A 15817-nucleotide genomic window follows, 5' to 3' on the forward strand; every position below is an offset into this window, starting at 1 on the left:
GCGTCAGGGGCAGCGGATGACCTGGCCGGCGTAGGAGAGGTTGCCGCCGAAGCCGAAGAGGAGCACCGGGGCGCCGGAGGGGATCTCGCCGCGCTCGACGAGTTTCGAGAGGGCCATGGGGATGGAGGCGGCGGAGGTGTTGCCGGACTCGGTGACGTCGCGGGCGATGACGGCGTTGACGGCGCCGATCTTCTGGGCGACGGGTTCGATGATGCGCAGGTTGGCCTGGTGGAGGACGACGGCGGCGAGGTCCTCGGGGGTGATGCCGGCGCGTTCGCAGACGCGGCGTGCGATGGGCGGGAGTTGGGTGGTGGCCCAGCGGTAGACGCTCTGGCCCTCCTGGGCGAAGCGCGGCGGGGTGCCTTCGATGCGGACGGCGTGGCCCATCTCGGGGACGGAGCCCCACAGGACCGGGCCGATTCCGGGGACGGTGACGGCCGGGCCTTCCGGGCCACCGGACGTACCGGGTGCGGCCTCGACGACCGCCGCGCCGGCACCGTCGCCGACCAGGACGCAGGTCGTGCGGTCGGTCCAGTCGGTGACCTCGGTCATCTTGTCGGCGCCGATGACGAGGGCGCGGGTGGCCGAGCCGGCCCGTACGGCGTGGTCGGCGGTGGCCAGGGCGTGGGTGAACCCGGCGCACACGACGTTGAGGTCCATCGTGGCGGGGGCTGTCATACCGAGGCGGGCGGCGACGCGGGCGGCGGTGTTCGGGGAGCGGTCGATCGCCGTGGAGGTGGCGACCAGGACGAGGTCGATGTCGGCCGGGGTGATTCCGGCGGAGGCGAGGGCCTTGGCGCCCGCGTGAGCGGCCATCTCGTCGACGGTCTCGTCGTCTGCCGCGACGTGGCGGGTGCGGATTCCTACGCGGCTGCGGATCCACTCGTCGCTGGTGTCGACCAGTGCGGCCAGGTCGTCGTTGGTCAGCACCTTGGCGGGCTGGTAATGCCCGAGCGCGGCGATACGAGTGCCCGTCATGCCCGGGACCCCCTCGGTCGTGTCGATGTGGCGATGGTCAGGAGCTGTCCAGTCTCGTCAGCGACTGGCCGGTAACCGGGCATGTGATCCCACAGGATTCCCGCCCGCCACTTGGAGACTCCGCAACATCACCCCGTGGTACCGGGCCGGCAGGTGGTGGCGGGTGCGCCCGGCGGGTGCAGGAGAATGGGCGGGTCAACGAGATCGCGCGAGAACCGGGACTGATGAGACATGGGACGGGTCACGGAGCGCCGCCGCGTCCTCCGCATCCGGGACGGTGCGGTGTCCGCCCGGCCGGACACGCTGGTCGCGGAGGAGCCGCTGGAGATCCGGCTGAACGGGCGGCCGCTGGCCGTCACCATGCGCACGCCGGGCGACGACTTCGCGCTCGCCGCGGGCTTCCTGGTCAGTGAGGGCGTGCTGGGTTCGGCGGCGGACGTGCGGAACATCGTGTACTGCGCGGGGGCGACGGACGACGGCGGCAACACGTACAACGTGGTGGACGTGCAGCTGGCGCCCGGGGTGACCGTTCCGGACATCACGCTGGAGCGGAACGTCTACACGACCTCGTCGTGCGGGCTGTGCGGCAAGGCGAGCCTGGATGCGGTGCGGACCACGGCCCGCTTCGCCATCGCCGACACTCCCCCGCTGCGGCTGACGCCCGAGCTGCTGGCGGACCTGCCGGACCGGCTGCGGGCGGCGCAGCGGGTGTTCGACCGGACGGGCGGGCTGCACGCGGCGGCCCTGTTCTCGGAGTCGGGTGAACTGCTCGACGTACGGGAGGACGTGGGCCGGCACAACGCGGTGGACAAGCTGGTGGGCCGGGCGCTGCGCGAGGGCCGGCTGCCCCTGGAGCGGGCGGTGCTGCTGGTGTCGGGGCGGGCGTCGTTCGAGCTGGCGCAGAAGGCGGTGATGGCGGGCGTTCCGGTGCTGGCCGCGGTGTCGGCGCCGTCGTCCCTGGCGGTGGACCTGGCCGGGGAGACGGGGCTGACCCTGGTGGGGTTCCTGCGCGGCCGGAACATGAACGTATACGCGGGTGAGCACCGGATCGCGCTGGAGGAGCCCGCGCACCAGGGCTGACCCGGCTCGGGGCCGGTCCGGCGGGGCCCTACGAGGGCGGCCCCTCCGGCGCCGTCGGCGCCGTCGGCGCCGGAAAGGTCTTTCCCCACCCCGCCCCTTCCCGAATCGGGGGCTCCGCCCCCGAACCCCCGCTCCTCGAACGCCGGAGGGGCTGTATCCCCTAGCGGCCCGGCCGCGGTGGGTCGATCATCTGGAGCTTGAGGGTCGCCGGGGGTTCGGCGAGGCCGGGGCCGCCCGCGTCGACCCAGGCGAGGAGGTCGTCGAGGCAGTCGTTGTCGAGGGCGAAGCCGATCCAGGCTGCGCGTGCGCCCCTGCGGCGGCCCTCCGTGGAGGGCTGGACGACGACGATGTTGGCCTGGGCGCAGGGGCCGAGGCAGTCGCTGGTGCGGACGGCGAGCCGGCCGTCCGAGGCGGCGGCCGCCGCCCGCAGCCGTGCGAGCTGTCCGGCGTGGTCGGTGCCGGGATGCTTGCGGGCGTCGCCGCAGCAGCAGCCGCGGCACACGACGAGGGAGCAGGGGCGCTGGGCGCCGGGGCGTATCCAGCTGCGCGTCATGCGGCACCGCCCACGAGGGCCGGGCAGGGCAGGGGGCGGCGAGGGCGGTCCGGTGCGGGCATACCGTCACGTTATCCGCCGTGATCATGGTTACGGGAGGGCGGGGGCGGGTTCACGCCACGGCGACCGGCCGCCCGTCCCCGCCGCCACGTTCGGGAGGGTTCACGCCACGCCCCTGGGGCGGGGGGTTCACGCCACGGCGACCGGCCGCCCGTCCCCGCCGCCACGTTCGGGAGGGTTCACGCCACGGCGACCGGCCGCCCGTCCCCGCCGCCACGCTCGGGCGGGTTCACGCCACGCCCGCCGGGCGCTCCCGCGGTGCGGCGGGACGCGGGTCGCGGGCGCGGCGGCGGGCGATGACCGCGCAGACCATCAGCTGCATCTGGTGGAACAGCATCAGCGGCAGCACGGCGAGGGACGCCTGCGCCCCGAACAGCACGCTCGCCATCGGCAGGCCCGCGGCGAGGCTCTTCTTCGATCCGGCGAACTGGATGGCGATCCGGTCCTCGCGGCCGAAGCCGAGGCGGGCGGCGCCGTACCAGGTGAGGGCCAGCATCAGGGCGAGGAGCACCGCCTCGACGCCCAGGAGCGCGGCGAGGCGGGCGGGGGTGATCCGCTGCCAGACGCCGTGGACCATGCCCTCGCTGAACGCCGTGTAGACGACGAGCAGGATCGAGCCGCGGTCGACGTACGAGAGGGCCTTGCGGTGCCGGCCGGTGAACCCGGCGATCCAGCGGCGGGCGAACTGTCCCGCGAGGAACGGGGCGAGCAGCTGGGCCACGATCCGCAGCAGCGAGTCCGCGGAGAACCCGCCCGCGACCCCACCCAGCAGCAGCGCCGCCAGGAGGGGGGTGAGGACGATCCCGGCGAGGCTGGAGAAGGAGCCCGCGCAGATCGCCGCGGGGACATTGCCGCGGGCGATGGAGGTGAAGGCGATCGACGACTGGACGGTCGACGGCACCAGACAGAGGAAGAGCAGCCCGGCCGCGAGCTGCGGTGTCAGCAGCAGCGGCCCGAGGCCCTTCGCGGCCGCGAGCCCGAGGAGCGGGAAGACGGCGAAGGTACAGGCGAGGACGGTGGCGTGGAGCCGCCAGTGGCGCAGTCCGTCGAGGGCCTCGCGGGTGGAGAGCCGGGCGCCGTAGAGGAAGAAGAGGAGCGCGATGGCGGCGGTGGAGGCGTGGCCGGCCACGTCGGCGGCCCGCCCGGATGCGGGCAGCAGGGCCGCGAGGCCGACCGTCGCGAGGAGGGCGAGTATGAAGGGGTCGACCGGTAGCCGGGCCGGCGAGTGGGGGCGGGTCATGGGGGTCACAGCTCTCGTTGCGGGTCGCGCCGCCCCCATCCTCTCCCGTACGCCTCTCCCACCACGAGCCGGTACCGGCGCCGGGTCCTTCCGGGGCCACACGCTGTGCGTATGTCGTACAGATTCCGTGGAGATCCGGCCACCGGTTACTTACCAGCCGGTCAGTAGCGGTCCGGTGACCCGTGCCGTGACCACATGCTTGCTCCGGCACCTGCGGCCTGACCTGTGGCGATGCCATTGGTCCAGTCCTGACGAAGCCCCTCCCGCGGGAACTGTCCGTGGGGTACCGTCACCCTCCGCTGTGCTAGCGCCACAAGGAGCAGGCCTTTGCGCGAGTTGACTGTCCCACCCCTGGCGACGGCTCCCCTGGTCGGCGGGCTGGCCGACGCCGTGTTCGACCACGCCGCGAGTGATCCGGGCCGGGTGGCGTTCGGGCGCAAGGACGCGTCCGGCCAGTGGGGCGAGGTCACGTCGCGGGAGTTCCGGGACGAGGTGCTGGCGCTGGCGAAGGGGCTGCTGGCGCAGGGGGTGCGGTTCGGGGACCGGGTGGCCGTGATGTCCCGTACGCGCTACGAGTGGACGCTGTTCGACTTCGCGCTGTGGACCGTGGGGGCGCAGCCCGTGCCGGTCTATCCCACGTCCTCCGCGGACCAGGTGCACTGGATGCTGCACGACGCGTCGGTCACGGCGTGCGTCGTGGAGCACGAGGACCACGCGATGACGATCGGCTCGGTGGTGGACCGGCTGCCACTGCTGAAGCGGCTGTGGCAGCTGGACACGGGGGCGGTCGAGGAGCTGGTGGCGGCGGGTGCGCACCTCGGCGACGAGGTGGTGCAGCGCCACCGGCGGGCGGTGACGCCCGAGTCGGTGGCGACGGTCATCTACACGTCGGGCACCACGGGGCGGCCCAAGGGCTGCGTGCTGACGCACGCGAACTTCATGTTCGAGACCGACACGCTCATCGAGCGCTGGGAGCCCGTGTTCCACGCCAAGCCCGGGGACGAGGCGTCGACGCTGCTGTTCCTGCCGCTGGCGCACGTCTTCGGGCGGATGGTGGAGATCGCGGCGGTGCGCGGCCGGGTGAAGCTGGGGCACCAGCCGACGCTGACGGCGAGCGCGCTGCTGCCGGACCTCGCGGCGTTCCGGCCGACGTTCGTCCTGGCCGTGCCGTACATCTTCGAGAAGGTGTTCCACGCGGCGCGGCGGAAGGCGGAGGCGGAGGGGAAGGCGGGTCACTTCGACAAGGCGGTCGACGTGGCGGTGCGGTACGCGGAGGCGCTGGAGCACCGGGCGTTCGGGGAGGGTCCCGGGCCGTCGGCGACGCTGCGGATGCAGCACCAGTTCTTCGAGAAGGTCGTGTACGGGAAGGTGCGGGAGGCGCTGGGCGGGCGGGTGCGGCACGCGATGTCGGGCGGTTCGGCGATGGACCGGCGGATGGGGCTGTTCTTCGAGGGCGCGGGGGTGACGGTCTTCGAGGGGTACGGGCTGACGGAGTCGACGTCGGCGGCCACGGCGAACCCGCCGGAGCGCACGAAGTACGGCACGGTGGGGCGGCCGGTGCCGGGGACGTCGGTGCGCATCGCGGAGGACGGCGAGGTGTGGCTGCGCGGCGACAACGTGTTCTCGGGCTACCTCAACGACGCGGAGGCGACCGCCCTGGTGCTCGAGGACGGCTGGCTCGCGACCGGGGATTTGGGGCGGCTCGACGAGGACGGCTATCTGACGATCACCGGGCGGAAGAAGGAGATCCTGGTCACGACTAGCGGCAAGTCGGTCTCGCCGATCGTCCTGGAGGACCGGGTCCGGTCGCATCCACTGGTCGCGCAGTGCGTCGTCGTCGGCAACAACCGGCCGTACATCGCGGCCCTGGTGACGCTGGACCAGGAGGCGGTGGAGCACTGGCTGGCCATGCAGAGCAGGGCGCCGCTCGCGCCGGCCGAGCTGGTGCGGGACCCGGCGCTGGAGAAGGAGATCCGCCGGGCGGTGATCGCGGCCAACACGCTGGTCTCGCAGGCGGAGTCGATCCGTACGTTCCGGATACTGGCCCACCCCTTCAGCGAGGAGCACGGGCTGCTCACCCCGTCGCTGAAGCTGAAGCGGCGCGCGATCGAGGCGGCGTACGCGGCGGAGGTCGACGCCCTGTACCGGTGAGGTCGTCGGGGCGGGGCTCGGGTCAGCGGCCGGCCGCGTGGTGCACGGGCCGCTCCACCGCGGGTGTGCGGGCGGGAGCTTCGGCGGGGGGCCGGTGCGGGGGTGCGGCGGCGGTGACCTGGGCCAGGCCGGCGAGGAGCGCGGTGGCCAGGGCGCCGCTGGCGGCGGCGCGTAACGCGGTCGTGCGGGTGGCGGGCATGTGGGTCGTCTTCCTTCCGTACGACAGAAGTGACACGAACAGAGGCGACAACGGCCCGGGTCAGCTGAGCCAGCCCTCGGCGCGGAGCCGGGCCAGGAACGCGGCGACCTCCTCGGTGACGGGGGCGTCCGGGTGCAGGGCCCGGAGCGCGGCGACGATCGCGGCGACGTCCCGGTGCCCGTCGCAGAGCTTGAGGACCGCTCCGGCGTGGCCGTGCAGGATCTCGACGCGTTCGGGCCGCAGGAGCACGTCGGCGCCGCGGGCGCGGCCGTGGCGGAAGCGCACCGAGCGGGAGAGGGCGGGCTTCCAGGTGTCGTCCGGGGCGGGGTGCATGACGGGGCCTGCTTTCCTGAGAGGTGGGGGTCAGGAGCGCCGGAGCGGTCGTGTGCGACCGGAGCGGTCATGTTCAGATGGATGCACCGTGTTCAGGTTCTCGCCTTGATGGGACGCGGTCAATGGGACCTGCCGGGAATGCGTACGACGTCGTGATCGTTGACTTCGCGAGTACCGACCGACGACGTAAGGATCGACCGCCCGTGAGCAAGGTCCCCGCCCTCACCCTCAACAACGGCGTCACCATGCCGCAGCTCGGCTTCGGAGTCTGGCAGGTGCCGGACGACGAGGCGGCCGCCGCGGTGGGCACCGCGCTGGAAGCCGGTTACCGGAGCATCGACACCGCCGCCGTCTACGAGAACGAGCGCGGCACCGGCCAGGCCGTCGTGGCCTCCGGGATCCCGCGTGACGAGCTGTTCGTGACGACGAAGCTGTGGAACAGCGAGCAGGGGTACGACTCGACGCTGCGCGCCTTCGACGCCTCGCTGGAGCGGCTGGGCCTGGACTACGTCGACCTCTACCTGGTCCACTGGCCGGTTCCGGCGCGGGACGCGTACGTCGACACGTACAAGGCGTTCGAGAAGATCCTGGCCGACGGCCGGGCGCGGGCGATCGGGGTGTCGAACTTCCTGCCGGAGCACCTGGAGCGGCTGATGGACGCGACCTCGGTCGTGCCGGTGGTCAACCAGATCGAGCTGCACCCGCAGCTGGCGCAGGGTGAGCTGCGCGCCTTCCACGCGCGGCACGAGATCGCGACCGAGGCGTGGTCGCCGCTCGGCCAGGGCAGGGGCCTGCTGGAGGTCCCGGCCGTGGTGGCGGTGGCCCGGAAGCACGGCCGGACGCCGGCGCAGGTGGTGCTGCGCTGGCACCTGCAGCTCGGGAACGTGGTGATCCCGAAGTCGGTGACGCCGTCGCGGATCCGGGAGAACATCGACGTCTTCGGCTTCGAGCTGGACGCCGAGGACATGGCCGCCTTCGCGGCGCTGGACGAGGGCCGGCGACTGGGCCCGGACCCGGCGGAGTTCGGCGCCTGACCGCAGCCGCGCCGAGCGGCTGACGGTACGTCAGACCACAGGAGGGGCGCCCGGCCGCAGCGGCCCGGGCGCCCCTTCGGTGTCAGTGCGTGCCGGGCACGCCCGGGGGCCGGCCCGTGCCGCGGGTCAGGCTGTAGCCCCAGACGCCGGCGAGGGCCGCGAGAGCGGCGCCGCCCGCGGTCCACAGCCAGCGGGTGGACCACCAGCCCGACGCCCAGCCGTCCTCGGGCTCGACCGTCGCGGAGGAGCCCTGGACCAGCGGGGCCGCGAGCGTGCCGTCCACCGCGGCGGCGGCACCCGCGTCGTCGACGTCGACGTCCAGCGCCGCGTCGAAGGGCTGGCCGATGTCGGCGGCGTCGAGGCGTACGGCCGTCAGGCGCACGTAGTACGCGCCGGGCAGCGGGTCGTCCGACCAGGGCTCGGCCCAGGCGCGGACCGTGCGCAGGTGGCAGGTGAGCGCCACCGTGCGGGCGTCCGCGGGAAGGGCCTTGGTCTGGCTGCCGTGGCGGCACGCCTGGCGGCGGCGCAGACCGTCGTACACGTCGATCTGCCAGGTGACGCCGGACCGGCGGGCGGACGACTCGGGCAGGGTGACGGTCGCGCGGACGGTCGCGCGCTCGCCCGCGTCGGCGGGGAACTGCCAGTACAGGTAGTCGCCGGTCGACGCCTGGGCGGTGGCGCGCTGTCCGGGCCGCACGGCGGTGGCCGCCCGGAAGGACGTGCCGGCCTCGGTCGGCGCCGGCGGTTCACCGTCGGCCGACGCGGTGGGCGTGGGGGTGTCCGCGGCGGCGGTGCCGGGGAGAACGCCGAGGAGCGCGGTCGCGGCGAGCAGGGCGGCCGCCGTCAGGGTGCGTACGTGTCGCATCAGTTGGTCCTCCAGACGGTGACGCGCCAGCGGGACAGCCAGCCCCACAGGAGTCCGGCGGCGAACCCGGCGACGAGGAGCGCCGCGAGGAACCACCAGCCGCGGCCGAGGCCGAGGAAGGCCGTGTCGGCGGCCTCGTCGGGGCCGTCCACGACGTCGATGCTCAGTTCGACGGGCAGGCCGGGGTGGTCTTGACCGAGGCGGGCGCGGAGAAGGAGTTGCTGACGCGCAGGCAGACGGTCTCGGCGGCCGGCTTGCCGGTGTCCGTGTCGGCGCCGTCGATGTCGGGCTTGGGGTAGCGCAGGCCCGTGGAGATGACGTCGGTGCGGCCGTCGCCGGCGGCCTCGCCGCGGACGATCTCCCGTCCGGCCTGTGTGGAGGCGCGCAGCAGGACGCCGTAGTCACGGTTCACGTCGCGGTCGGCGGCGACGCTGACGGAGGCGCGCAGTTCCTTGCCGGGCAGGACCTCGACGCGGTACCAGCGGTGCTCGCCGAAGACCTCGCGGTCGGTGTAGAGGCCGGGGGCGAGGAGGGGGGCCTTGTCGCAGCGGTCGGCGCCCTGGGTGGGGACGGCCGTGATGGTCGGCTTGGCCGCCCGGTCGACCAACTGGCTTACGCGTGCGGACAGTTCGTCGGTGTGGCGGACGGAGGTGTAGGTGCCGCCGGTGGCCTCCGCGATGCAGACGAGTTGGGCCTGGGTCTTGGCGTCGGGCATCAGGCCGAGCGTGTCGATGGTGAGGTGGATGCCCTTGGCGGCGATCTCGCGGGCCACCTCGCACGGGTCGAGGGGCGCGCAGGTGTCCTCGCCGTCGGTGATGAGGACGATCCGGCGGGTGGCGTCGCCGCCCTCCAGGTCCTCGGCGGCGCCGAGGAGGGCGGGCCCGATCGGGGTCCATCCGGTGGGGGTCAGGGTGGCGACGGCCGTCTTGGCCTCGGTGCGGTCGAGCGGGCCGACGGGATAGAGCTGGCGGGTGTCCTTGCAGCCCTCCTTGCGGTCCTTGCCGGGGTAGTTGGCGCCGAGGGTGCGGATGCCGAGCCGGACCTCGTCCGGGACGGCGTCCAGGATCTCGTTGAAGGCCTGCTTGGCGGCGGACATGCGGGTCTGCCCGTCGACGTCCCGGGCGCGCATCGAGCCGCTGACGTCGAGGACGAGTTCCACCTTGGGGGCTTCCTTGGCGGCCGGCTCCCCGGTGTCGGCCCGGGCGGCCACGGGTGACAGCCCGCCCGTGAGGGTGACCAGCAGGCCGCAGACGGCGGCCCCCAGTCGCTTTCGTGTGATCATCGCCGGATCATATTGACCGGCGTGATCTCTCCCCAACTCGCCGCCGGTACGCCTCCACGGGCGCTACGGAGGTGCGCGGCGGGGCCGCCGCCGCGCACCGGCCGGGTGCGCGGTCAGCGGCGTGCCGTGTGGACCGTGCGGGCGGTCAGCAGGTGGATGTCCGGGCGGTGGTGGAGGCCCGCCGGGTCGGACGGGTCGAGGAGCCGGTCGAGCGTGGCGCGGTCGGTGGCGTCCAGGTGGTCGGCCAGGACGGTGCGCTGCCGGGTGAAGTGGGCGACGACCTGGTCGCGGGCGGTGGCGGGGAGCGGTGCCGGCAGGTCCTGGAGGAAGGTGCGGGTGCCGCTCGGGGTGAGGCCGGCCGCGGTGAGCAGGGCACGCCAGTCCTCGGTCTCCTCGCGGGCGTCCGGCAGGTCGGCGCGCATCCGCGTGAACCAGTCGGCGGCGGCCGCCTCCAGCCGGGCCTCCAGGCCGGGCCGGCCGATCCCGATGTCGCGCGGCAGGTGACGGGCCGGCAGGCCGCCCTCGGCGAGGGCGATCAGGCCGCCGGGCCGCAGCCGCCCGGCGAGCGACGCGAGGGCGGCGCCCTGGTCGCCCAGGTGGTGGACGGCCTCGCCGGCCCAGATCAGGTCGGCCTCGCCGAGGCGGTCGGTGTCGCCGGGCAGTTCGGCGCGCAGGGTCGTCACACGGCCGGTGAGGCCCCGTGCGGCGGCCCGTTCGCGGGCCCGCTCCAGCAGCGGCGCGGTCGCGTCGACGGCCACGACCTCCGCGTACGGGAACGCCTCGGCGAGCAGGCAGGTCAGGACGCCGGGCCCGCTGCCGACGTCGAGGACGCGGCGTACGGCGCCGACGGGCAGCAGGTCACCGAGCCAGGCCGCGGCCTCTCGGAACAGCGGGGTCCGCAACTCGGCGCCCCGCTCCAGGAGGGGCAGCATCGCGGTCCAGTCGATGTCCGTGGTGTGGTCGTGCGGGGCGTGGCCGTGGGCGGCGTGGTCGTGCGTGGGGTGAGCGGTCATGGGGTCAGGGTGCGGGCGGGGGCCCGTCACCGCGAACTTTCGTGCTGTTTCGGCACGCCGCCGCCCGCCGGGCGCTCCTGCGGGCCGACGCCGCCGGCCCGGTGCCCTTGCGAGCCGACGCCCGTCGGGCGCTACTGCGGACCGTCGGCCCGGAGCCCCAGTGGGCCGACGCCCATCCGTTGCCCTTGCGGGCCGACGCCGCCCGCCTGGTACTCCTGCGGGCCGACGCCACCCGTCCGGTGCCCCTGTGAGCCGCCGCCGCCCGCCCGGTGCCCCTGCGGGCCGCCGCCGCCCGTCCGGTACTCCTGTGGGCCGACGCCGCCCACCCAGTGCCCTTGCGAGCCGACGCCCGTCGGGTGCTACTGCGGACCGCCGGCCCGGTGCCCCTATGAGCCGACGCCGCCCGTCCGGTGCCCCTGCGGGCCGCCGCCCGCCCGGTGCCCTTGCGGGCCGACGCCGCCCGTCCGGTACTCCTGTGGGCCGACGCCCCGGACCCGTTTGAAGGCGGCGCTGAGCGCGAACGAGCCGCTGTAGCCGACCTGCCGGGCGATCGACTCGACCGTCGCGTCCGTCCCGCGCAGCAGGTCCGCGGCGAGTGCGAGCCGCCAGCCCGTCAGATACGTCATCGGGGGCTCCCCCACGAGCTCCGTGAAGCGCCGGGCGAGGCCGGCCCGCGACACCCCGACGCGGGAGGCGAGGGACGCCACCGTCCAGGGCCGGGCCGGGTCGTTCTGGAGGAGCCGCAGCGCGGGGCCCACCACCGGGTCGCCCATCGCCCGGTACCAGGCGGGCGCGGCGGCCTCGGGGCGGGAGAACCAGGCGCGCAGGACGGCGATCAGCAGCAGGTCCAGCACCCGGTCGAGGAAGACGCTCTGGCCGGGCTCGTCCCGGCCGATCTCGTCCTCCAGCAGGGGGACGACGGGGCAGGTGAAGGCGTCGGCGGCCAGGTGCACCAGCGGCGGCAGCGCGTCCAGGAGGCGGCGGCCGACCTCGCCCTCCATGGCGTAGGTGCCGACGAGGAGGGTGTGCCGGCCGTCGGCCGCGTTGCCCCAGGTGCGTACGCCGAGCCGCATCGTCTCCTCCAGCGGCTCCCCGTGCAGGGTGTGGCAGGTGCCGCCGTGGCCGATGAGCGCCTGGGGCGGGGTGCCGGGCGCGCCGGAGACGGTGTACGGCTCGGGGCCGCGGGCGACGGCGATGTCGCCCGGCCGCAGCCGTACGGGGCGGCCGCCGTCGTGGCCGATCCACGCCTCGCCGTGCGTGACGCACATCAGGCACAGCGGGGCACGGTCCTCGATGCGTACCGCCCACGGGGGTTCCATCACCATCCGCAGCAGGAGGGCCCCGCGGGCCCGGGGTCCGTCGAGGAGTCCGGCCAGTGCGTCCATGGCGGGAGCGTAGACGCACGCGTATGGGGCTGAGCGTCGGGAGCATGGGAAGCGCGGGCGCCGGACGGGAACCTGGACGCATGAACGAGACGAGCTTCGACGACATGACGGACCTGCGCCCCGACGGCGGCCAGGACACCGCCCAGAACACGGTGCTGGTGACGACGGCGAGGGGGAAGACGGGCCGCCGGGTGGCGGAGCGGCTGGCGGCGCGCGGTGCGGCCGTGCGGGCCGGTTCGCGCGACGGGGGTGCCCGGCCGGGCGGGACGCCCTTCGACTGGGAGGACCCGGGCACGTGGGCGGGGGCGCTGCGCGGCGCCGACGCGGCGTACGTGGCGTACTACCCGGACCTGGCGGCGCCCGGCGCGGTCGACGCGATGGCCCGCTTCGGCCGGCTCGCGTCGGATGCGGGCCTGCGGCGGGTGGTGCTGCTGTCCGGGCGCGGGGAGCCGGAGGCGGTGCGGGCGGAGGACGCCTTGCGTGCCGGGTTCCCGGGACTGACCGTGGTGCGGGCCGCGTTCTTCGCGCAGAACTTCACCGAGGGCCTGCTCGCGGGCGGGGTGGCGGAGGGCGCCGTGGTCTTCCCGGCGGGCTCGACCGCCGAGCCGTTCGTGGACGCCGACGACCTGGCCGACGTGATCGTCGCCGCGCTGACGCGGGACGGGCACGAGGGGGTGGTGCACGAGCTGACGGGGCCTCGGCTGCTGACGTTCGCCGAGGTGGCCGCGGAGATCGGCGGGGCCGCCGGCCGGGAGGTGGCGTACGAACCGGTCACGGCGGACGAGTACGCCGCGCTCCTCCAGGGGTTCGGCGTGCCGGCCCCGGAGGCGCGGTGGCTGGCGGGGCTGTTCGCGATGCTGCTGGACGGGCACAACGCGTCGGTGACGGACGGCGTGAAGCGGGTGCTGGGGCGGGAGCCGCGGGACTTCGGGACGTCGTGCGGGAGGCGTTCCGGTAGGCGCCGCCCGTGGCCGGGGGCGAAGGGCGGCGGTGATCGCGCCCGGCCGCGGAAACGGTTTACGCGGACGCGGTCTACGAGGCGCCGTGCACCGGGGCGACGGCCTCGACGCGGGAGGCCAGTTCGAAGTCCCGGTCGGTGACGGCGCCGCCCGCGTCGTGCGTGTTCACGGACAGGGCCACCGTGTTGTAGCCGAGGGTGAGGTCCGAGTGGTGGTTCAGCTCTTCCTGGATGCGGGCCACGTGGACGACCAGGGCGGTCGCCGCGAAGTGCCCGGACAGCCGGTACGTGCGGGTGATGCGGTCGCCCGCGAGCGACCAGCCGGGCAGCTCCCGCAGCCGGTCCTCGATCTCCTTCTGCGACAGCGGTTCGGTGGGCATGTCCCGTGCTCCCTTCCGGGTCGGTGCCGGTGACGACGGTGTCGACCTTACGGTTCCGGGGCCGGGCGGGCGCGGTCAACACGGCGGGCTCGGCTACCGTCTGCGGTATGACAACTGTCGCGATCGACACGGGAGTAGGGCCGCTGCTGCGGGGCTGGCGTGAGCGGCGCAGGCTGAGCCAGCTGGAGCTGGCGCTGCGGGCCGACTCGTCGGCCCGGCACATCTCGTTCATCGAGACGGGCCGCTCCCGGCCCAGCGAGGAGATGATCCTGCGGCTCGCCGAGCACCTGGAGGTGCCCGTGCGGGAGCGCAACGCGCTGCTGCTGGCGGCGGGTTACGCGCCCCGGTACGCGGAGTCGGCGCTGGACGCCCCGCAGCTGGGGCCGCTGCGCGAGGGCATCGAGCGGCTGCTCGCCGGGTACGAGCCGTACCCGGCGATCGTCGTGGACGGGGCGTACACGGTGCTGGCCGCGAACCGGGGCATCGCGATGCTGCTGGACGGGCTGCCCGCGCACCTGCTGGCGCCGCCGCTGAACGCGATGCGGATCACCCTGCACCCGGAGGGCCTGGCGCCGAGGATCCGCAATCTGCGGGAGTGGCGGGGGCATCTGCTGGCGCAGATGGAGCGGCAGATCGCGCTGGTCCGCTCCGAGCCGCTGCGGCGGCTGTACGAGGAGGTCGCCGCGTATCCGGTGGCGGGGGCCGGTGACGAGGCGGCGGACGGCGCCGGCCACGCGGGGGGTGGGGCGCCGTACCCGTACTTCGCGCTGCCGCTGCGCATCGAGCACGACGGGCGGGTGCTGTCGTTCGTGTCGTCGATCTCGACGTTCAACACGCCGATGGACGTGACGGTCGCCGAACTGGCCATCGAGACGCTGCTGCCGGCCGATCCGGAGACCGCCGCGTACCTCCAGTCCCTGGCGGGTTAGCTGGTGTCGGCGGGTCTGTCCCCTCCTGGGGGCTCCGCCGCATCGCGCCCGTCCGGCGCTCGTCCTCGAACGCCGGAGGGGCTGAATTCAGCCCCTCCGGCGATTCGGGCCTAGCGGCCACTGGCGCGCAGGGCGGTCCACTGCAGAGCGGCGAAGCCGGCGACGGTGGCCGCCTGCGCGGGGATCCACAGGGTGCCGGCGGTGGTCGGCGCGAGCCAGGCGACGAGCGCGACGATGCTCAGGGCCGCCCACAGCAGGTTGGCGTCGACCACCGCCTTGACGGGCGTCGCGGGCGGCCGGCGCCGCGAGGCGAGGTAGCCCACGCCCGCCGCGTACACGATGAGGAAGAGGCCCAGCTCCAGCAGGAGCGTGGCGTCCACGCCGAGCAGCCGCCCGAGCGGCTCGGAGGCGACGGCGTAGGCCAGTCCGTTGGCCCCGGTGACGACCGCGTCGAGGGCGAGGAAGCGGCGCAGCGCGGTCAGCGGCTCGGTGGTGCGGGCAAGGCCGGTGAGCAGGGCGTGGGACATGGCGGATCAGCCTCCGTCGAGTCGTACGGGCCGGTCGGGACCCGGTTCCCGGGCGGAGTGCGCCGCCCGGGCCCCGGTGCCCTCCACGATGCCGGTGGCGCGGGGGCGGGTCGATTACCTGCGGGGTAATGCGGGGGGCATGGCACGGGCCGTGGGGTCTCGCACGGGCGCGGGATCCTGGGACTCCGCAGCGGGCACGCGGCCGAAAGGTCCGGCGGGCGCGAGGGCGTCCAGCCTCGCAGCAGGCATGGGAGCGTGAGACCTCGCAGAGGCCCGCCGCCGTGGCGGGGCACGAGGGCGGCAGGCCTCGCAGCAGGCGCACGGCCGTGAAGCCTCCCCCAGCGGGCGCCGGAGCGTAACGCCTCGAAGCGGGCGCGGGGCCATCAGACCTCACAGGCACGCGCGGACGTGAGGGCCGGCCGGGCGCGAGGGCGTCCAGCCTCGCAGCAGGCATGGGAGCGTGAGACCTCGCAGAGGCCCGCCGCCGTGGCGGGGCACGAGGGCGGCAGGCCTCACAGCAGGCGCACGGCCGTGAAGCCTCCCCCAGCGGGCGCCGGAGCGTAACGCCTCGAAGCGGGCGCGGGGCCATCAGACCTCACAGGCACGCGCGGACGTGAGGGCCGGCCGGGCGCGAGGGCGATCAGCCTCGCAGCAGGCATAGGAGCGTGAGACCTCGCAAAGGCGCGCCGCCGTGGCGGGGCACGAGGGCGGCAGGCCTCGCAGCGGACGTAGGAGCGCGAGACCTCGCCGGGCGCGGGGACGGCGGGCCTCGCCGCAGGCGCGCGGTCGCGGGGCATCGCAGCGAGCGCGGGCATGAGGCCTCGTAGGCGCGGGAGCGTGAGGGCCGGCG

The 15817-nt window shown here is 74.7% G+C and carries 15 protein-coding genes and 1 pseudogene; 5 read left to right on the top strand and 11 right to left on the bottom strand.

The genetic code is table 11. The annotated features are described in order from the left end of the window. Nucleotides 1-3: 3 nt before the first annotated feature. On the bottom strand, nucleotides 4-978 hold the full coding sequence (locus tag ABEB09_RS04480; protein ID WP_345687304.1) for a beta-ketoacyl-ACP synthase III: 975 nt from the start codon (nucleotides 976-978) through the stop codon (nucleotides 4-6). Nucleotides 979-1209: 231 nt separating this feature from the next. On the opposite strand from ABEB09_RS04480, the gene fdhD reads away from it, so the two are divergent. Next, entirely contained in the window at nucleotides 1210-2058 is an 849-nt protein-coding gene (gene fdhD / locus ABEB09_RS04485; RefSeq protein WP_345687306.1) for a formate dehydrogenase accessory sulfurtransferase FdhD, read from the top strand. A gap of 160 nt (nucleotides 2059-2218) precedes the next feature. Here fdhD and ABEB09_RS04490 read toward each other — a convergent pair whose 3' ends face one another. Next, complete coding sequence (locus ABEB09_RS04490; RefSeq protein ID WP_345687308.1) at nucleotides 2219-2611, bottom strand: (2Fe-2S) ferredoxin domain-containing protein; 393 nt, start codon at nucleotides 2609-2611, stop codon at nucleotides 2219-2221. Nucleotides 2612-2900: 289 nt separating this feature from the next. Beyond that, on the bottom strand, nucleotides 2901-3911 hold the full coding sequence (locus tag ABEB09_RS04495) for a bile acid:sodium symporter family protein (protein WP_345687310.1): 1011 nt from the start codon (nucleotides 3909-3911) through the stop codon (nucleotides 2901-2903). A gap of 327 nt (nucleotides 3912-4238) precedes the next feature. Here ABEB09_RS04495 and ABEB09_RS04500 point away from each other — a divergent pair, with 327 nt between their 5' ends. Next, nucleotides 4239-6062: an AMP-dependent synthetase/ligase gene (locus ABEB09_RS04500; RefSeq protein WP_345687312.1), complete on the top strand. Its 1824-nt coding sequence runs from the start codon at nucleotides 4239-4241 to the stop codon at nucleotides 6060-6062. 22 nt (nucleotides 6063-6084) lie between these two features. On the opposite strand, the gene ABEB09_RS04505 is transcribed toward ABEB09_RS04500, so the two are convergent. Both ABEB09_RS04505 and pqqD read right to left on the bottom strand, forming a co-directional pair. Next, complete coding sequence (locus tag ABEB09_RS04505; protein ID WP_345687314.1) at nucleotides 6085-6261, bottom strand: hypothetical protein; 177 nt, start codon at nucleotides 6259-6261, stop codon at nucleotides 6085-6087. Between the two features lie 60 nt (nucleotides 6262-6321). Continuing rightward, nucleotides 6322-6594, bottom strand: a complete 273-nt coding sequence (gene pqqD, locus ABEB09_RS04510) for a pyrroloquinoline quinone biosynthesis peptide chaperone PqqD (RefSeq protein WP_345687316.1) — start codon at nucleotides 6592-6594, stop codon at nucleotides 6322-6324. A 203-nt stretch (nucleotides 6595-6797) separates the two neighbouring features. Between pqqD and ABEB09_RS04515 the strand changes: the two genes are divergently transcribed. Continuing rightward, nucleotides 6798-7628, top strand: a complete 831-nt coding sequence (locus tag ABEB09_RS04515) for an aldo/keto reductase (RefSeq protein ID WP_345687318.1) — start codon at nucleotides 6798-6800, stop codon at nucleotides 7626-7628. 82 nt (nucleotides 7629-7710) lie between these two features. Here the strand turns inward: ABEB09_RS04515 and ABEB09_RS04520 are convergent, their stop codons facing one another. The 4 genes and pseudogenes from ABEB09_RS04520 to ABEB09_RS04535 form a co-directional block, all read right to left on the bottom strand. Continuing rightward, nucleotides 7711-8493 (bottom strand): hypothetical protein, encoded by a 783-nt coding sequence (locus tag ABEB09_RS04520; RefSeq protein ID WP_345687320.1) that lies wholly within the window; start codon nucleotides 8491-8493, stop codon nucleotides 7711-7713. Next, nucleotides 8493-9775: pseudogene (locus ABEB09_RS04525) on the bottom strand (VWA domain-containing protein). The gene ABEB09_RS04520 and the pseudogene ABEB09_RS04525 overlap by 1 nt, the downstream one beginning before the upstream one ends. A gap of 113 nt (nucleotides 9776-9888) precedes the next feature. Further along, nucleotides 9889-10788 (bottom strand): class I SAM-dependent methyltransferase, encoded by a 900-nt coding sequence (locus tag ABEB09_RS04530; protein WP_345687322.1) that lies wholly within the window; start codon nucleotides 10786-10788, stop codon nucleotides 9889-9891. A 386-nt stretch (nucleotides 10789-11174) separates the two neighbouring features. Continuing rightward, nucleotides 11175-12173, bottom strand: coding sequence for an AraC family transcriptional regulator (locus tag ABEB09_RS04535; RefSeq protein ID WP_345687324.1), 999 nt, complete (start codon nucleotides 12171-12173; stop codon nucleotides 11175-11177). Nucleotides 12174-12277: 104 nt separating this feature from the next. Here ABEB09_RS04535 and ABEB09_RS04540 point away from each other — a divergent pair, with 104 nt between their 5' ends. Next, on the top strand, nucleotides 12278-13273 hold the full coding sequence (locus ABEB09_RS04540; protein WP_345693839.1) for a Rossmann-fold NAD(P)-binding domain-containing protein: 996 nt from the start codon (nucleotides 12278-12280) through the stop codon (nucleotides 13271-13273). On the opposite strand, the gene ABEB09_RS04545 is transcribed toward ABEB09_RS04540, so the two are convergent. Beyond that, on the bottom strand, nucleotides 13206-13511 hold the full coding sequence (locus tag ABEB09_RS04545) for a 4a-hydroxytetrahydrobiopterin dehydratase (RefSeq protein ID WP_345687326.1): 306 nt from the start codon (nucleotides 13509-13511) through the stop codon (nucleotides 13206-13208). The two genes, ABEB09_RS04540 and ABEB09_RS04545, sit on opposite strands and share 68 nt — an antisense overlap. A 107-nt stretch (nucleotides 13512-13618) precedes the next feature. On the opposite strand from ABEB09_RS04545, the gene ABEB09_RS04550 reads away from it, so the two are divergent. Then, nucleotides 13619-14440 (top strand): helix-turn-helix domain-containing protein, encoded by an 822-nt coding sequence (locus tag ABEB09_RS04550; protein ID WP_345687328.1) that lies wholly within the window; start codon nucleotides 13619-13621, stop codon nucleotides 14438-14440. A gap of 110 nt (nucleotides 14441-14550) precedes the next feature. Here ABEB09_RS04550 and ABEB09_RS04555 read toward each other — a convergent pair whose 3' ends face one another. Then, on the bottom strand, nucleotides 14551-14967 hold the full coding sequence (locus ABEB09_RS04555; RefSeq protein ID WP_345687329.1) for a hypothetical protein: 417 nt from the start codon (nucleotides 14965-14967) through the stop codon (nucleotides 14551-14553). Nucleotides 14968-15817: the final 850 nt, after the last annotated feature.

This window comes from Streptomyces coeruleoprunus, from assembly GCF_039542925.1.
Classification (GTDB): domain Bacteria; phylum Actinomycetota; class Actinomycetes; order Streptomycetales; family Streptomycetaceae; genus Streptomyces; species Streptomyces coeruleoprunus.

Excerpts from the sequence above, each read along its gene's own strand:
- ABEB09_RS04480 (WP_345687304.1), bottom strand. The coding sequence starts at position 978 with ATGACGGGCACTCGTATCGCCGCGCTCGGGCATTACCAGCCCGCCAAG.
- fdhD (WP_345687306.1), top strand. The coding sequence starts at position 1,210 with ATGGGACGGGTCACGGAGCGCCGCCGCGTCCTCCGCATCCGGGACGGT.
- ABEB09_RS04490 (WP_345687308.1), bottom strand. The coding sequence starts at position 2,611 with ATGACGCGCAGCTGGATACGCCCCGGCGCCCAGCGCCCCTGCTCCCTC.
- ABEB09_RS04495 (WP_345687310.1), bottom strand. The coding sequence starts at position 3,911 with ATGACCCGCCCCCACTCGCCGGCCCGGCTACCGGTCGACCCCTTCATA.
- ABEB09_RS04505 (WP_345687314.1), bottom strand. The coding sequence starts at position 6,261 with ATGCCCGCCACCCGCACGACCGCGTTACGCGCCGCCGCCAGCGGCGCC.
- pqqD (WP_345687316.1), bottom strand. The coding sequence starts at position 6,594 with ATGCACCCCGCCCCGGACGACACCTGGAAGCCCGCCCTCTCCCGCTCG.
- ABEB09_RS04520 (WP_345687320.1), bottom strand. The coding sequence starts at position 8,493 with ATGCGACACGTACGCACCCTGACGGCGGCCGCCCTGCTCGCCGCGACC.
- ABEB09_RS04530 (WP_345687322.1), bottom strand. The coding sequence starts at position 10,788 with ATGACCGCTCACCCCACGCACGACCACGCCGCCCACGGCCACGCCCCG.
- ABEB09_RS04535 (WP_345687324.1), bottom strand. The coding sequence starts at position 12,173 with ATGGACGCACTGGCCGGACTCCTCGACGGACCCCGGGCCCGCGGGGCC.
- ABEB09_RS04540 (WP_345693839.1), top strand. The coding sequence starts at position 12,278 with ATGACGGACCTGCGCCCCGACGGCGGCCAGGACACCGCCCAGAACACG.
- ABEB09_RS04545 (WP_345687326.1), bottom strand. The coding sequence starts at position 13,511 with ATGCCCACCGAACCGCTGTCGCAGAAGGAGATCGAGGACCGGCTGCGG.
- ABEB09_RS04550 (WP_345687328.1), top strand. The coding sequence starts at position 13,619 with ATGACAACTGTCGCGATCGACACGGGAGTAGGGCCGCTGCTGCGGGGC.
- ABEB09_RS04555 (WP_345687329.1), bottom strand. The coding sequence starts at position 14,967 with ATGTCCCACGCCCTGCTCACCGGCCTTGCCCGCACCACCGAGCCGCTG.